General features: G+C 65.7%; 14 protein-coding genes, 1 tRNA gene and 1 pseudogene. 10 read left to right on the forward strand and 6 right to left on the reverse strand.

The annotated features are described in order from the left end of the window. Positions 1 to 54: 54 nt before the first annotated feature. A complete protein-coding gene (locus RIU96_RS11290) occupies positions 55 to 1,269 on the forward strand; it encodes an alanine racemase (protein WP_144317921.1) in 1,215 nt (404 codons plus the stop codon). Beyond that, positions 1,266 to 2,594, forward strand: coding sequence for an FAD-linked oxidoreductase, L-gulonolactone oxidase family (locus RIU96_RS11295; protein WP_246062634.1), 1,329 nt, complete (start codon positions 1,266 to 1,268; stop codon positions 2,592 to 2,594). Before RIU96_RS11290 ends, RIU96_RS11295 begins: the two co-directional genes overlap by 4 nt. Here RIU96_RS11295 and RIU96_RS11300 read toward each other — a convergent pair. The 5 genes from RIU96_RS11300 to RIU96_RS11320 all read right to left on the reverse strand — a co-directional run bounded on the left by RIU96_RS11300 (position 2,591) and on the right by RIU96_RS11320 (position 8,201). Next, positions 2,591 to 3,223: a DUF8185 domain-containing protein gene (locus RIU96_RS11300; protein WP_136652862.1), complete on the reverse strand. Its 633-nt coding sequence runs from the start codon at positions 3,221 to 3,223 to the stop codon at positions 2,591 to 2,593. The genes RIU96_RS11295 and RIU96_RS11300 overlap by 4 nt on opposite strands. After that, positions 3,220 to 3,648, reverse strand: a complete 429-nt coding sequence (locus tag RIU96_RS11305; protein WP_144317919.1) for an acyl-CoA thioesterase — start codon at positions 3,646 to 3,648, stop codon at positions 3,220 to 3,222. Before RIU96_RS11305 ends, RIU96_RS11300 begins: the two co-directional genes overlap by 4 nt. Positions 3,649 to 3,693: 45 nt before the next feature. Continuing rightward, positions 3,694 to 5,364 carry an energy-dependent translational throttle protein EttA gene (ettA, locus tag RIU96_RS11310; protein WP_144317918.1) on the reverse strand — a complete coding sequence of 557 codons (1,671 nt, stop codon included), beginning with the start codon at positions 5,362 to 5,364 and terminating at the stop codon, positions 3,694 to 3,696. Positions 5,365 to 5,442: 78 nt separating this feature from the next. Beyond that, positions 5,443 to 6,015, reverse strand: a complete 573-nt coding sequence (locus RIU96_RS11315; protein ID WP_246062895.1) for a single-stranded DNA-binding protein — start codon at positions 6,013 to 6,015, stop codon at positions 5,443 to 5,445. A gap of 173 nt (positions 6,016 to 6,188) precedes the next feature. Continuing rightward, positions 6,189 to 8,201, reverse strand: coding sequence for a bifunctional copper resistance protein CopD/cytochrome c oxidase assembly protein (locus tag RIU96_RS11320; RefSeq protein WP_136652866.1), 2,013 nt, complete (start codon positions 8,199 to 8,201; stop codon positions 6,189 to 6,191). Between the two features lie 113 nt (positions 8,202 to 8,314). On the opposite strand from RIU96_RS11320, the gene RIU96_RS11325 reads away from it, so the two are divergent. The 4 genes from RIU96_RS11325 (at position 8,315) to RIU96_RS11340 (ending at position 10,711) form a co-directional block, all read left to right on the forward strand. Further along, positions 8,315 to 8,388: transfer RNA gene (locus RIU96_RS11325), tRNA-Arg, on the forward strand. Positions 8,389 to 8,574: 186 nt separating this feature from the next. Continuing rightward, positions 8,575 to 9,945 carry an MFS transporter gene (locus RIU96_RS11330; RefSeq protein WP_375542961.1) on the forward strand — a complete coding sequence of 457 codons (1,371 nt, stop codon included), beginning with the start codon at positions 8,575 to 8,577 and terminating at the stop codon, positions 9,943 to 9,945. Between the two features lie 39 nt (positions 9,946 to 9,984). After that, entirely contained in the window at positions 9,985 to 10,413 is a 429-nt protein-coding gene (locus tag RIU96_RS11335) for a hypothetical protein (RefSeq protein WP_136652867.1), read from the forward strand. Further along, a complete protein-coding gene (locus tag RIU96_RS11340) occupies positions 10,403 to 10,711 on the forward strand; it encodes a transcriptional regulator (RefSeq protein WP_375543107.1) in 309 nt (102 codons plus the stop codon). The genes RIU96_RS11335 and RIU96_RS11340 overlap by 11 nt, the downstream gene beginning before the upstream one ends. A gap of 8 nt (positions 10,712 to 10,719) precedes the next feature. On the opposite strand, the gene RIU96_RS11345 is transcribed toward RIU96_RS11340, so the two are convergent. After that, the gene (locus tag RIU96_RS11345; RefSeq protein ID WP_136652869.1) at positions 10,720 to 11,475 is read right to left on the reverse strand and encodes an enoyl-CoA hydratase/isomerase family protein; all 756 of its coding nucleotides are present in this window, start codon (positions 11,473 to 11,475) and stop codon (positions 10,720 to 10,722) included. A gap of 240 nt (positions 11,476 to 11,715) precedes the next feature. On the opposite strand from RIU96_RS11345, the pseudogene RIU96_RS11350 reads away from it, so the two are divergent. The 4 genes and pseudogenes from RIU96_RS11350 to RIU96_RS11365 form a co-directional block, all read left to right on the forward strand. Further along, positions 11,716 to 12,838 (forward strand): annotated as a pseudogene (locus tag RIU96_RS11350) (IS256 family transposase); the annotation flags it as partial. A 237-nt stretch (positions 12,839 to 13,075) separates the two neighbouring features. Beyond that, entirely contained in the window at positions 13,076 to 15,109 is a 2,034-nt protein-coding gene (locus tag RIU96_RS11355; RefSeq protein ID WP_311204998.1) for an oxidoreductase, read from the forward strand. A 170-nt stretch (positions 15,110 to 15,279) separates the two neighbouring features. Next, positions 15,280 to 15,516, forward strand: coding sequence for a hypothetical protein (locus tag RIU96_RS11360; RefSeq protein WP_136652871.1), 237 nt, complete (start codon positions 15,280 to 15,282; stop codon positions 15,514 to 15,516). Positions 15,517 to 15,651: 135 nt separating this feature from the next. Then, positions 15,652 to 15,939: a hypothetical protein gene (locus RIU96_RS11365; RefSeq protein ID WP_311204999.1), complete on the forward strand. Its 288-nt coding sequence runs from the start codon at positions 15,652 to 15,654 to the stop codon at positions 15,937 to 15,939. The last annotated feature ends 39 nt before the right edge of the window (positions 15,940 to 15,978 follow it).

The following is a 15,978-nucleotide window of genomic DNA, read 5'->3' on the forward strand; positions in this document are numbered from 1 at the left end:
TACTTTTTTGCCAAACCTCTAGTGGGCGGGCGCCGCGCTTTCTACGATGTGCGTATGCCAACCGCATCGACGAGCCCCGCTTCTCACCTCATCGAGCTTCTACCGCGCCTGATCAGCTCCGGCGAGATAGCCGCCCCCTGCGCGGTGGTCGACACCCGCGCGTTCGACCACAACGCCGCGCGGATGCGCGAGCGCGCCGCCGGCCTGCCGATTCGCGTCGCCTCGAAGTCGCTGCGCAGCGTCGCCGCGTTACGACGAGCCCTGAACCACGAAGGCTACCGCGGCATCCTCGCCTACACCCTGCCCGAGGCAATCAACCTCGTGCGCGAAGGTTTCACAGACATTGTCGTCGCCTACCCCAGCGTGCACACCGCGGCGCTGGCGCAGCTCGCCGCCGATGAGGCGCTGCGCCGCGAGATCACCATCATGGTCGACTCCGTCGACCACCTCGACCTCGCGGTGGCTGCCGCCGCCGGCGCCGGGCCCGTGCGCGTGTGCATGGACATCGACTGCACCCTGCGCGTCCCCGGCATCCCCGGCTTCGCGCTTGGCCCGCGCCGCTCCCCGATCCGCACCCCCGAGCAGGCCCGCGACCTCGCCGCCGAGGTGCTGCACCGGCCCGCCCTCAGACTCGTAGGCGTGATGGGGTACGAAGGCCAGGTCGCCTCCGTCGCCGACGCCGAATCGGGTGCGGCCGGCGCGGTCAAGCGCCTGCTCCGCACCACCTCGATGGCGCAGCTCGTGCCGCGGCGCGCGGACTGCGTCGCCGCCGTGCGCGAGCTCGCCGACTTAGAGTTCGTCAACGGCGGGGGCACCGGCTCGCTCGATGTCAGTGCCGTCGACGACTCGCTGACGGAGCTCGCTGCCGGCTCCGGGTTTTACACTCCGGTTATTTTCGACAACTTCTCCGACATCGACCACGTCCCGGCGGCGTTTTTCGTCTGCCAGGTCTCTCGCCTGCCCGCGCCGGGCTGGGCCACCGTCAATTCCGGCGGCTGGATCGCCTCCGGCCCGCCCGGCGCCGACCGGGTGCCCGTGCCCGTCTACCCGCCGGGGCTGGGCTACTCCGCTACCGAGGGCGCGGGCGAGGTGCAGACCCCGCTGCACGGCAGCGCGGCGCGCGAGCTGCGCATCGGCGATCCGGTCTGGTTCCGCCACGCGAAGGCCGGCGAGATGACAGAGCACGTCGACCGCATGATCGCGGTTGATGCGGATGGCACCCACCACGAGTGGGACACCTACAGAAGACAAGGATGGACCCTGCGATGAGCCGAACACTAAAGAATGGGAAGTTCCGAAACTGGGCTGGGTCGGTGACCACGCACCCCGATCGCGTCCACTACCCCGCCACGATCGATGAGGTCGCGGCCATCGTAAGCAGCCTGCCCGCGGGCCGCAGCATCCGGCCCGTCGGCGGCGGCCACTCCTTTACCCCCGTCGCCGCCGGCGAGCAGGACATGATGAGCCTGGACAACCTCTCCGGCGTCGTGAAAGTCGACCGCGCCCGCAAGCGCGTGCGCTTCCTCGCCGGCACCCGCCTGCACCACGTCCCGCAGCTCCTCGCCCCCTTCGGCCTCGCACTGGCCAACCAGGGAGACATCGACACCCAATCGATCGCGGGCGCGATCTCCACCTCGACCCACGGCACCGGCATCGGTTACACAGGTTTCGCCGGCACGGTCACCGCATTATCGCTTATCGACGCCTCAGGCAACCTCCACTCCTTTGCCTTCGACGACGACCCCGATGCGCTTCGCCTGGTCACGGTGTCGCTGGGCGCGCTCGGCATAATCGTGGAGGTGGAGATGCAGTGCGTGGACTCCTTTGACCTGCTCGCCGTCGAGGGCGCCGAGGACTTCACCGAGGTCCTCGACACCTGGGAGGAGCGCACCCGCGCCGTCGACCACTACGAGGCCTTCTGGTTCCCGCACACCGACCGCGCGATGGTCAAGAGCAACACCAGCCTCGAGCCAACGGCCCCCGCACCGGACGGTGAGCCCCGCCCGCGCACCTGGCTGACCCGCGCCTTTGAGGAGGAGGTCATCGGCAACGGCGTGTTCGCCGCCTCGCTGGCGTTCACCCGCCGCGTGCCCGCGGCCATCCCGCGGCTCAACGCGATCTCCGTCGCCGCGATGGGCGCGACCACCTACCGCTCGCGCGCCCACGAGGTTTTCGCCTCGCCGCGGCGCGTGCGCTTCCACGAGATGGAGTTCGCCGTGCCGCTTGCCGACGGCCCCGGGATCGTGCGCGAGCTGCAACGAGAAATCGATGACCGCGGCTGGCTGATCCCCTTCCCCTTCGAGCTGCGCTCCACCGCCGCCGACGAGGTCGCCCTGTCGAGCTCGACGGGCCGGGAGTCGATGTACATCGCGATCCACGTGCCCAAGGCGATGAACCCGGCGAACTATTTCCCGCGCTTCGAGGAGATCCTGCGCGCCGCCGGCGGGCGCCCGCACTGGGGCAAGATGCACACGATGGGGCGGGCGGACTTCTCCGAGATCTACCCGCGCTTCGATGAGTTCTGCGCCCTGCGCGAAGCGATGGACCCGAACTGGGTGTTTGGCTCCGCGCACCTGCGCCACCTCTTCGGCTAGACGAACAGTCCCAGCGAGGCGGAGTGGTAGACGGTGCCGAAGGGGGCGTCGACACGCACCCAGCGCCCCGCCGTGGAGATCCGCAGGTGACGGGGAACCTCGACGGGTGCGGCGAAGCCGGGGATGAGCCCGAGAGCGGTACACGTGAATATCATGCGCATCGGGATTTCCACCGGGGACCCGGAGTCGGCGTCGGCGGTGAGCACGGTCTGGTTCAGCAGTGAGGCGGGAGGGCCGAGCGGGCCGGAGAACTGCCGCGCGAGCGCGCGGCCTTCGTCCGCGAGGTGGCGCACAACGGTGACGGGGACGACATCGCGCTCGCTGAAACCTTCGCGCGGGGGCAGGGCTCCTGGCCAATTGGGGTCGCGCGCTGTGCCCACGCGGGCCACCTCCGCCTGCAGGGCGTTGAGCAGGTCGCTCGCGGCCACGGCCGCGCCGTCGCGGGACGCCACACCGACGATGCGCCGGGAGGCGACGCAGTCGAACGGGGTGGTGACGAAGACGTCGACGTGGTCGTCGTCACGCTGGGCAAACCGCGCTGTCGCTGAGGCGTCGAGCCCCACGGCCCGGCCGACCAGCGAGATCAAGCCCGGGCGGCCGTCGGTGACAGTGAGCGACTCGACGCTCACTCGCCTTCCTTGGCGGCGCCGGAGGTCAGAATCCCCATCTCCTTCTCGGTGATCGCGCGGGGGGTTGCGGTCTTCACGTCGACCACAACGAGGACGCTGGTGACGGAGCAGCACACGTTGCCGTGCCGGTCGATGATGTCCTGGCGCGTGGTAAACGAGGTGTTACCCACCTTGATCACCTCGGTGCGCACGAGGATCTCCGTGGTGTCCGGCATGACGGGGCGGGTGAAGTCGGCCTCAATGTGGCGCACGAACACCTGGAACGAGCCCGAGGTGCCGAAGAACTCCGTCGCAAACGCCAGGCGCGCCTCCTGGGCGTACTCGATGTAGACGGCGTTGTTGACGTGGCCGTAGCGGTCGAAGTCGCCCCAGCGAACCGGCAGGCGGAACTCGTGGGTCTTGGTCGTGGAAGTGGTCTCAGTCATACGTCCTCCTCGTCTCGCGGCTCTTTTTTGAAGAGCCGGTGGTTCTTAGCGGGTCAGCCTGCGGTGGGTGACGCGCGAAGGCTTCGCGGCCTCCTCACCGAGGCGCTCGACCTTGTTCTTCTCATAGTCGCCGAAGTTGCCCTCGAACCAGAACCACTTGCCTTCCTCGATGTTGCCCTCCCACGCGAGGATGTGGGTGCAGGTACGGTCCAGGAACCAGCGGTCGTGCGAGATGACCACTGCGCAGCCCGGGAACTTCTGCAGCGCGTTCTCCAGCGAGCTGAGGGTTTCCACGTCGAGGTCGTTGGTCGGCTCATCGAGCAGGATCAGGTTGCCGCCCTGCTTCAGCGTCAGCGCCAGGTTGAGGCGGTTGCGCTCACCACCCGAGAGCACCTTCGACGGCTTCTGCTGATCCGGGCCCTTGAACCCGAATGCGGACAGGTAGGCGCGCGAGGGCATCTCGTTTTGGCCGACGTGGATGTAATCCAGGCCATCGGAGACAACCTCCCACACCGTCTTTTCCGGGTCGATGTTAGCGCGGTTCTGGTCCACGTAGGACAGCTGGACCGTCTCGCCCACCTGGACCTGGCCGGCGTCCGGCTGCTCGAGCCCGACGATGGTCTTGAACAGCGTGGTCTTGCCCACGCCGTTCGGGCCGATCACGCCGACGATGCCGTTGCGCGGCAAGGTAAAAGACAGGTCGTCGATGAGGATGCGCCCATCGAAGCCCTTCTCCAGGTTGGTGACCTCGACGACCTTGTTGCCCAGTCGCGGCGGGGTCGGAATCTGGATTTCTTCGAAGTCGAGCTTGCGATACTGCTCGGCCTCGGCAGCCATCTCCTCGTAGCGCTCCAGGCGAGCCTTGTTCTTCGCCTGGCGGGCCTTCGGCGAGGAGCGCACCCAGTCCAGCTCGTTCTTCAGGCGCTTCTGCAGCTTCTGGTCCTTCTTGCCGCTGACCTCGAGGCGCTCCGCCTTCTTCTCCAGGTAGGTGGAGTAGTTGCCCTCGTAGGGGTAGAGCTTGCCGCGGTCGACCTCGCAGATCCACTCGGCGACGTTATCCAGGAAGTAGCGGTCGTGTGTGATCGCCAAGACGGCACCCTTGTAGTCCTGCAGGTGGCGCTCCAGCCACAACACGCTCTCGGCGTCGAGGTGGTTGGTGGGCTCGTCGAGAAGCAGCAGGTCCGGCTCGGAGAGCAGCAGCTTGGCCAGGGCGACGCGGCGGCGCTCGCCACCGGAGAGGTGGGTCACGGGCGCGTCGGACGGCGGGCAGCGCAGAGCCTCCATGGCCTGCTCAATCTTGGAGTCGACCTCCCACGCGTCGGCGGCGTCGAGGGCTTCCTGTAGCTTGCCCATTTCCTCCATCAACTCGTCGGTGTAGTTGGTGGCCATCTCCTCGGCGATTTCCTCGAAGCGCTGCTTCTTCTCGAAGATGTCGCCGAGGCCCTCCTCGACGTTTTCGCGCACCGTCTTGTCCTCATTCAGGGGCGGCTCCTGCAGCAGGATGCCCACGGTTGCGCCCGGGTCGAGGAAGGCCTCGCCGTTGTTCGGCTGGTCCATGCCGGCCATGATCTTGAGCAGCGACGACTTACCGGCGCCGTTGGGCCCGACGACACCAATTTTTGCGCCGGGGTAGAAGGCCATGGTGACGTTGTCGAGAATGACCTTGTCACCGATGGCCCTGCGAACGTTCTTCATCGTGTAGATGAACTCAGCCACTTAGTTTTTCCCCTTATGTGCCCTGTTGATGGAAACAATTCTCCACTTAGGGTACATCACGGGGCGGAATCGGCCCCGCTAGAAGGGAGCCTCCTCGCCGTCGACAGCCGCGTCGGCGAAGCTCAGCCCGGAGTCGCTGCGCACCGGGCTGCCCTGGCCAACGAGGTCCTCGGCGCTGCTGCGCGTCGGCGTCGTCTCCGGGGCGAGGTCCTCGCCGGTCTTCAGCGCCACCGGTGCCATGCCCTCCGGCGTGTTCGACTGGTTGGTCGTCTTCTGCGAGGACACCTGGTAGTTGCCCAGATCGAAAGCAACCTTGGAGGCCTTGAGCAAAATCTTCTGCCGCGTGGCCGGTTTGCCGTCCTCGTCGAACTGCGTGGGATCGGTCCAGGAGTCCGTGATCAGGGACCCGATTAGAAGCACGGGCGCGCCCTTGAATAGAGAGGCCTTGGCGTTGATGGCGAGCTGTCCCCAGCACTCCACGTCGAGGTAGAGCGTGTCGGTCTCTTGCCAGATCGGGCGCTGGTTCTTGTCGAGCTCATCGGTGCGGAAGCGCCGGGACGAGGCGACGCGGAATTTGGTCAGGTACTTGTTGCTGTCGAAGTGCAGCATCTCTGGTTCGAAGATCAGGTTCCCGGAAACGGTAATGTGCATCTGGCTCACGAGAGAGCCCCCTTTTTTTTCTCGTTGGTGGCGTGTGCTGACGCGCGGCGTTTAACCCCGCGGTAGGTGCATGCTTGCACGCTGGGGCGACGCGGTGGTGGGGTCGTCGACAAGCCTGTGGATAACCCGGGGGTTATCCACAGATTTCGCGGCGTGTTCGCCGTTTACTTGCGCCCACCGCCGCTTTGGGTATATTGCGCGAGCATCTCGTTGTAGCGGCGCCATTCCTCGTCATCCGTCTCCTCGGCGCGCCGGTCCAGCTCGCGGGTCTCGGTCTTATCCTCGCGCCACCACAGGTAAAACAGAACGGCGAACACGACGGTCAGCGGGAACGACCCCGACGCCCAGGCGATGCCGCCGCCGGCCTTCTGGTCTGCGAGCAGGTCCGGATCCCACGGCAGGTTCAGCGAGTTGTAGAAGTCTTCGCCCATGATCACGCCCAGCTGCATGAGGTAAACACCCATGAACAGGTGGATCGGCATGGACACCCACAGCCACGCAAGCCGCACCTTCGCGCTGGCGCGCCCCTCGATGTGGTCTGGTCCGATGAGCTCCCAGAAGTAGAAGTACCCGGAGAGCAGGAACACCCCGTTCATGATCACGTGGCCCGCGTGCTCGGAGATCATCAGCTCGTAGAGCGGGATGGAGATGTAAAGGATGTAGAAGAAGAAGACGAACTGCGCCAGCGACACCGGCGGCCACGTAATCACGCGCAGAAACCGCGAGCGCTGGAAGGATTCCACCCACATGCGCGGGTTGAACTCTCCGGCCGGGTACGCGGCCGCAACCAGGGTCAGCGGCGCGCCGAGCACGAGCAGAACGGGCACGGCCATGGACAGGATCATGTGCACGATCATGTGCGCGGAGTACGACGCCGGCATGTGCATGCCCACGCCCGAGGACAGGGTGACCACGATCGTGGCGCAGCCGAGGAGCCACCACGCGGTGCGCGTGTGGCGCCAGCCGTCCACGCGGCGGACAAGGTGCAGGTAGTAGAGCGCGAGCAGCAGCGCGATGACGCTGTAGAGCAGCTCGAAGCGCCACTGGCCCAACCAGTTAGTCACGGTCAGCGGCTCGTTGAGGTTGTAGCCCATCTGCAGCTCCATCTCGCTTAGATCGATGGTGCGCGGCGGGGGCGGCGGCGTGCGCCCGAGGGTGACGGCGACGCCGGTCACGGCGGCCATGACGAGCACCTCCACTGCGGCGAGGCGCGTGAACGCGCCACGGTCTGTGCCCAGGCGCGGGATGGTGATCGAGCGGTGCGCGTAGCCGAGCAGCCCCAGCACCAACAGTGCGACTGTCTTGGCGATGAGCACAAGCCCGTAGTTGTACTGCAGCAGGTCCTCGGGCCGCACGCGTATCGACGCATTAATCAAGCCCGAGATCAGCATGACCAAGAAGGAAAACAGCGCCACCTGCGAGTAGCGGCGCGCGGCGCTTTCCAGGTGCGGCCCCAGCCGACGCCCGTAGGCGACGAGCGCCATGAGCGCGCCGATCCACAGCAGCATGAACACCAGGTGCCAGAGGAAGGAGTTCGTGCCGTAGTCGTGGTCGCCGCCGGTGGCGGAGTGGCCCGTCAAACCCAGCGGCATAATCGTGACCAGAGAGCCGATCAGCAGCGCAACCTGCGCCCACCAGGAGTGGGCGGTTAGGGCGACGACGCCGACGACACCGGCGATGGCGGCCACGCCGAGCCACACCTGCGCATCGGCGACCTGCTCGAGCGCAGTCGCCCACGCCGACGGCGCGAACAGGACCTGGCTCAGCGGGGTGCCGGAGACGTCGGAAAGCACGAGCGGAATCATGAGCAGCGCAATCAAGCACACGCTTAACGACGCCCACCCCGCCGTGCGCGCCGCAATCACCCCGTCGACGCTGAGCCGGGCGCCGTTGAGGTCCTCGCCAGTGCGCCGCGGCGGGATGAGAAATGCCGAGAAGAGGAACGACCCCGCGGCCAGGGCGGCGCACATCCACGCCGTGGCGCGCAGGGCGGGTAGGCCGAAGATGGTCACGATTCCGGGGTCCGGGATGCCGAGCGCGGCGAGCGAGTCGTTGGAAAATAAAGTCGCCACCGTTCCAGCCACGAGCGCAGCGACAAGCAGCGCCGCCCCGTAGAAGGGCCACGCGACCTTGACCGCCGCCGTTGACTGCCTCGTGTGCGACCCGTTGTGTGACATACCTTCACACCATACTTTCGATGGAGGTCGCGGCATAACCGGAAGCGGGACACACCGGCGCGCTGCGCTATACTCTTTAACTCGCACGCTGGGGCACACCCGGGCCGTGCGCTGCCCCCATAGCTCAGTGGATTAGAGCATCCGGTTTCTACCCGGCTGGTCGCGGGTTCGAGTCCTGCTGGGGGCGCTTTTGTCCTCAGTCGCGACATGCTTGACCAACCGGCGCTTGGAAATTATTTTCGTGGGCCGGTTTTTGCTTGTCGAAGAGCTGCCCCGCCGCACCCCAACCCCCCAAACGCGCGATACGTATTCCACGGAGTAAAATCCACATCCCATAAAACGAGAGGAACCGAATAGTGAAGGGATTGGGATTGTGAGTTCAACCGTCGGCACGCACGCGTCCACACCCGCGGTGCCCCAGCAGGCAAGCGCGGCGGAGCGCGCGAAAGTGCGCCTGGCCTCGACCATTGGCACCACCATTGAGTTCTACGACTTCTACGCCTACGCCACCGCAGCCGTTGCCGTATTTCCCTTTTTGTTCTTCCCCAAAGCCGAAAGCGACACCGTCGCACTACTGCAGTCCTTCGCCACCTTCGGCCTCGCGTTCATCGCCCGGCCCCTCGGCTCGATCGTCTTCGGCCACTTCGGCGACCGCGTCGGGCGTAAAGCAACCCTCGTCTTTGCACTTCTCACCATGGGCATCGCAACCTTCATCATCGGCCTTCTGCCCACGTACGCACAAGTGGGCATCTGGGCCCCGGCGCTGCTCGCGCTGATGCGCTTCTGCCAAGGCCTCGGGCTCGGCGGCGAGTGGTCGGGGGCGGCGCTCCTGTCCACCGAAACCGCCGCGAAGGGTCGCCGCGCCTGGGCCGCGATGTGGCCGCAGCTGGGTGCACCGTTCGGATTCCTGCTCGCCAACGGGTTCTTCCTCGTGCTGGTCACCTGGCTGGGCCACACCAGCGGGGACCTTGAAGGCGCGTTCATGTCGTGGGGCTGGCGCATTCCCTTCCTCATGTCCGCGGTCATGGTCGCCGTGGGGCTGTGGGTTCGCCTGAGCATCGAGGAAACCCCGGTGTTCCAGCACGTACTGGCTAATGACAAGAAGGTCTCCTCCCCCATCGCCGAGGTGTTCTCCACCGCGTGGCGCCCGCTGATCCAGGGCACGCTCGTGATGGTGGGGTGCTACACCCTGTTCTACCTCGTGACCACGTGGTTTCTGTCCTACGGCATTGGCTCGGCCGCCGAAGGGGTTGGCCTGGGTATCCCCTACGTCGACTTCCTCAAGCTCCAGCTCGTCTGCATCTTCGGCTTCATGCTCGGCATCCCGGTTGCCTGCCGCCTGGCAGACACCTACGGCCGGCGCCCCGTGCTTGGCCTGACCTCCGTGGCCATCATCATCTACGGCCTGAGCTTTGGCTGGCTGCTCAACCCGGAGAGCTTCACCATGGTCTCCCTCGGGGTGTTCCTGTTTCTCGGAATGGTCCTGATGGGGATGATTTTCGGGCCGATGTCCGCCATCCTGCCGGAGCTCTTCCCGTCCAACGTTCGCTACACGGGATCGGGCGTTTCCTATAACGTCTCGTCCATCCTCGGCGCTGCCATCGCTCCCTTTATCGCCACTGCGCTCAACGCCTCCTATGGCCCACAGGCCGTGGGTATCTACCTCGCCGTGGTGACCGTGATTTCGCTCGCCGCCATCGTGTGGGCGCCCGAAACGGTGAACAAGGAAATGCACGAGATTTAGGCCTTTACCCGAAGCGCCACCCGTCCTATACTTTCCACTATGGAAAGTAACGATGTGAAAGAGGCGCTTCAGGCCGTCGAGGAGGTAGAACGCTCGGTCGAGCGCCGTTCGGGCCAGCGCCGGGTGCCCCTGTGGGTGGGCTTCGCGGTCTCCCTCCTGCTGGGCGCTTCCATGGGTCTGGTGGTCTACGGCAGCCTCTGGGGGTATGCGCTCTTTGTGGCCTGGGCAGTCCTGCTGATCGCCATCGCGTACACCGACAGCAGGAATCGCGGGGTTCGCCCGACGCTGAAGCAGGAGGTCAAGCCCGAACCTCAGGTTTCCCGCAGCGCTTTGGTTGGCCCTTTTCTATTCTTCGCCCTCATCTTGCTGCCCAAGGGGTCAGTGACCTGGGCGATCGTCGCAGGGGTGGTTTCCACCGCAGCGTTTTCCGTTTTGTACTGGTGGGAGTGGAGTGGCCGTGCAGCTTGATCCCGTCATCCACCCCGTGGGCCGGCTGAAAATCTGCGCCGCGCTATCCGCCGCCGGAGCCACCGAAGGCGACGTGCGCTACGAGATGCGTTTCGCCCACCTGCGCGAGGTCACCGGGCTTTCCGATACCACCTTGTCCAAGCAGCTTTCCGCCCTCGAAGAACACGGGTACATCACCCGCTTCCGCGAATACGGCTCCACCCGCGCCAAGGACACCGTGTGGGTCACGCTCACGCGCAAGGGCAAGGAGGCCTTCGACGGCCATGTCGCGGCGCTGCGCGAGATCGCGGCGCATTAAAAGGCGCTTTACCTGCCAGTGCTGTTTTTGGACAGTGCTGCCTGCAGGTTGTCCACGCTGACATGCTGGGCGTTCCACAACACCGCGTTTTTCATGCTCTGGTTGTGGTCAAGGCCGTCGACAAGCGTGCGCTTCGTGCCTGCAAGCGCCTTCGGCGGTAGCGCCGCGAGCGCCTCGCCCAGCTCTTCGGCGCGCGCCAAGAGCGCATCTGGGCTGTCCAGCACCTCAGTGACAAGCCCCCAGGATTCGGCGGTGCGGGCGTCGATAGGCTCGCCGGTGAGCGCCAAATGGGCTGCGCGGCCGCGGCCAATGATGTGCGGGAGCCGCTGCAGCCCGCCGAGGTCCGCGGTGATTCCAAGCTTGACTTCCGGCAGGCTGAAGCGGGCATCGGAGCTGCACAGGCGGATGTCCGCGGCCGCGATGAGCTCGAGGCCCGCGCCGATGCACCACCCGTTGACGGCGGCGATCACGGGGATGGGCAGCGCGGCCACCCCTTCCGTCACGGCGTGCATCCGGTCGACAACAGCGGCGAACTTTTCGGGGTTGCCCAGCGCCGGCACAATCTGCTCGGCACTTTCTTTGATGTCGAGGCCGGCGCTGAACACGGCTTCACCGCGCAGCACGAGCACACGGGCATCGCTCAGGCTGGCCAGCACCTGCGGGACTTCCTCCCAAAACGCCTGGCCCATCGCGCCCATTTTGGAGGTGATGGTCAGCGTCGCCACAGCTGCGTTGCGCTCGAGCTTTACCGTCGTTGTATCCACGCCCCTACCCTACAGTTTCTGGCACCTAACTACGTCGCTTTTCAGGCGCACGGCGTCCGGCGTGCGGGTTCACTCTGAAACGGGCTTGGCCACCCCCGCCGACGGTTGCGATGCTCCCATTATCAGTGTCCGTTAGCGTGGTGTATCTGTAGCTGCCGGTGACGACCTCATGAATGCACGAGGCGACCACCGCAGTACCTTTCGAATCCGTAACCACACTTCCTCGAAAGGGAAACCACGATGGCCGCTGGCCCCCATTCTATCGACCCGACCACCTATCTCGACGAACTCCTCGCCCAAGCCTCCCCGGACCTGATGCGCGAGATGCTCCAGCGCTTCATCAACCAGATCCTCTCCACCCAGGCCGACCAGATTTGTGGCGCCGGCTACGCCACCGTCAGTGACAACCGCACCAACGTCCGCAACGGCTACCGCCACCGCGACCTCGACACCAGAGTCGGCACCGTCGACGTCGCCGTGCCGAAACTACGCACCGGTTCCTTCTTCCCGGACTGGCTGCCGCAACGACGCACCCGAGCAGAACGGGCCCTGACCACCGTGATCGCCACCTGCTACCTGAAGGGCGTGTCGACGCGCCGGATGAACGACCTCGTCGCCACCCTGGGGATCAACAACCTCTCAAAATCGCAGGTCTCCGAGATGGCCAAAGATCTTGATCAGATGGTGGAGGACTTCCGCACCCGACCCCTGGATACCGACCCCTACCTCTACGTTGCGTGTGACGCGCTGACCATGAAGGTCCGTGAAGGCGGCCGCGTGGTCAAGACTTCCGTCCTGCTGGCCACCGGCGTCAATGCCGAAGGGTATCGGGAGTTGTTGGGCATGCAGGTCGCCACATCCGAGTCTGTGGCCTCGTGGACCGGGTTCTTCCGCGACCTCAAGGCCCGCGGCTTAAACGACGTCTACCTGGTCACCAGTGACGCGCATCTGGGTATCCAGCACGCGATCGGCGAGGTGCTGCCGAACGCGTCCTGGCAGCGGTGCCGGACGCACTTCGCGAAGAACCTCTCCGGTCTGGTGCCGAAGACGCAGTGGCCAACATTGTCGGCGATGTTCCAGACGATCTTCCATCAACCCGACACCCGGGCTGTATGGGATCAGGCCCGGGAGGTGGTGGCGTTTTGTGAGCAGAAGTTCCCCCATGTCGCGCACTCACCTCGAGGAAGCGCTCGACGAGCTGCTGGCGTTGATGAACACGCCAAGGACGGTGTGGACGAAGGTGCGGTCGAACAACCCCACCGAGCGGCTGAATCGGGAGATCCGCCGGCGCACCGACGTCGTGGGGATCTTCCCCAACCGCGACGCGGTGATCCGCCTGGTTGGTGCCGTGTTGGCGGAGCAGCATGAGTGAGAAGGATCCAGCAGAAGCGCTACATGTCGTTGACGAACCTGGAGCAGACGAAGGCGATGATGGCTGCCGCCGTCATCGATGCCGGCGACACCGTTCAGGAGGTCACATGAGCCAGTCTCACCATCGGGCTCGTGCCGGTCCCTGAGATCGTCATGCTGCCTGTTTTATCGAAAGGCAGATACACCACTCCCGTGGACTTGACCCCCGCCGACTGTTAAACTGCCCACCATGACAAGCCCCTACCTCCACCTGTTTGAGCCCCTTGACCTCGGATTTACCACCCTAAAAAACAGGGTGATCATGGGATCGATGCACACCGGCCTCGAAGAGGTGGAGCACGGTTTCGATCGCCTCGCAGCCTTCTACGCCGAGCGCGCACGCGGCGGCGCGGGCCTCATTGTCACCGGCGGCATCGCGCCTAACGACGCCGGGCGCACCGTCCACCACGGCGCGCGGATGGCCACAGAGGAAGAGGCGCAGCAACATCGCCGGATCACGGACGCCGTGCACGCCGAGGGCGGCAGGATTGCAATGCAGATTCTGCACGTCGGGCGCTACGCCTACCACGACAAGATGGTCGGCCCGAGCCCAATCCAGGCGCCGATCGCGCCGTTCGTCCCGCACGAGCTGAGCGACGCGGAGGTCGAGCAGACCATCGAGGACTTCGTCCGCGCCGCCACCCTGGCCCGCTCCGCAGGCTACGACGGCGTGGAGATCATGGGCTCCGAGGGCTACCTGATCAACCAGTTCATCGCGCGTCACACCAACAAGCGCACGGATCGCTGGGGCGGGTCTTACGAAAACCGCGTCCGCTTCGCCCGCGAGATCGTGCGCCGCGTCCGCGAGGCCGTGGGGGCCGAGTTCATCATCATCTACCGGCTTTCCATGCTGGACCTGGTGCCGGACGGGTCGACGCTGGACGAGGTCATCCAGCTCGCGGCGTGGATCGAGGAAGACGGCGCCGATATTTTGAACACCGGCATCGGCTGGCACGAGGCGCGCGTGCCCACGATCGCCACCTCGGTGCCGCGCGGTGCGTGGGCGTGGGTGACGCGGGAGCTGATGAAGGCCCGCAAGCAAGGCGCTTTCCACCTCCCCCTGGTGACCTCGAACCGAATCAACACCCCCGGCAAGGCGGAGGAGCTGCTCGCACAGGGCTACGCCGACATGGTCTCCATGGCTCGGCCGTTCCTCGCGGACGCGGAGTTTGTGAGCAAGGCCGCCGCCGGCAAGGCCGACATGATCAACACCTGCATCGCCTGCAACCAGGCGTGCCTAGACCACACCTTCTCCATGAAGGTGGCGACGTGCCTGGTCAACCCGCGTGCGGGCCACGAGACCGAGCTGGTGATCGCCCCGACCGAGTCACCAAAGCGCATCGCGGTCGTAGGCGCTGGACCAGCCGGGCTGTCGTGCGCCGTCACCGCCGCGCAGAGAGGCCACGCCGTCACGCTTTTCGACGCCTCCCCCAATGTCGGCGGCCAGCTCAACGTCGCCAGGCGGATTCCCGGCAAGCAGGAGTTCGACGAGACCGTCCGCTACTTCACCAACATGCTTGCAGCCGAGGGCGTGGACGTGCGCCTGAATACCCGCGTGAGCGCCGACGACCTTGAGGGCTACGACGAGGTCGTCGTCGCAACCGGCGTGACCCCGCGGGTACCGGACATCGAGGGCCTTGATCACCCAAAGGTGTTGAGCTATCTAGAGGTCCTGCGAGAGCGCGCGGAGGTGGGCGAGACGGTCGCGATTTTGGGCGCGGGCGGCATCGGCTTCGACGTCGCGAGCTTCCTCACTGAGCCCGAGCGCGACACTAGCCGGGACCCGGAGGCCTTCTTCGACGCGTGGGGCGTGGACACGGACTACACCACCCCCGGCGGGCTGAAGGCGCCCGAACGCACCCGCCCGGCACGGCGTGTGGCGCTCATGCAGCGCAAGACCTCCAAGGTCGGCGAGAACCTGGGCCGCACAACCGGCTGGATTCACCGCGCCGAGTTAATGCACCGCGGGGTGGAGATGCTACCCGGCGTGACGTATCACCGCATTGACGACGCCGGCCTGCACATCACCGTCGACGGCGAGGAGCGCACGCTGGATGTGGACAACGTCGTGATCTGTACTGGCCAGGAGTCGCTTCGCGAGCCCTACGACGAGCTGCTCGCCCGCGGCGTCAAGGCCCACCTGATTGGTGGCGCGGACGTCGCCGCGGAGCTGGATGCCAAGCGCGCGATCGACCAGGGCACCCGGTTGGCTGCGTCGCTGTGACGGCGGCGTGGGCGAGGCGTCGCTAAGCTTGAAGCTCATAACCCATTGAAGGAGGCTTGGACATGACCGAGAAGAACACCCCGAATAACGAAGACAGCATCAACGACCTCATCGATCCGGACGCCGACGCGCAGTTCCAGGAGGAAGTCTCCACTGAGGAGGAGAAGTAGATGGCTCAGGATTCTGACCGCAGCCAGTCGTCGGAGAAGGAGAAGCTTCTCGACGCCGCCGTGACGCGCATCGGCAACTCCCCGACGAACTTCAACTCCGTCGACGACTTCGAGAACGCGGAGAACGAGACCGCGACCACTGACGAGGGCCACCTCGACGAGCACCCCAACACGGAAGCGCGCACCGGGCAGGTTGAGGAAGGCCTCGACGACGGTAACAACCGCTCGCAGTTGTAACTGAGCGGCCCGCAGGTTGATGCAGCTCGCGCGCGTGAAGCGCTCGACGCCTTAGAGAGCATTCGCCGCCGGGCCACCCGCCGCCCCTCATCGTGGGCATGGGTGGTGCCGGCGGCGCTGTGTTTCGGTCTGGCCGTGTTCCTGGCTATGCAGCGCAGCGTGTGGGCCCTAGTGCCCGCCCTCCAGGCGCTGGCGCTGGCTATTGGCCTCGAGGTGACCCGGTGTCGCAGGCCGGCGCGGGCGGCTTTAAAGCAGCCGGTCCGGCCGGATCCGCCCTTTAGTTGGCGCCTCGTGGCGTTGCACTTGGCGGCTTATGCACTTGTCCTCGCTGTGCCTAAGGGCAACGTGCTGGTCTCGGCGGTGGTGGGCTGTGTGGCGACGGCGGCCACGCTGGCGGCGGGCTGGACGTCGAGGCCGCGCTGAATTTTCCTTCTCCCCCTTGCACGCATATCGATTGTCGAT

The sequence above is a fragment of the Corynebacterium sp. Z-1 genome (genome assembly GCF_031844665.1).
Classification (GTDB): domain Bacteria; phylum Actinomycetota; class Actinomycetes; order Mycobacteriales; family Mycobacteriaceae; genus Corynebacterium; species Corynebacterium sanguinis.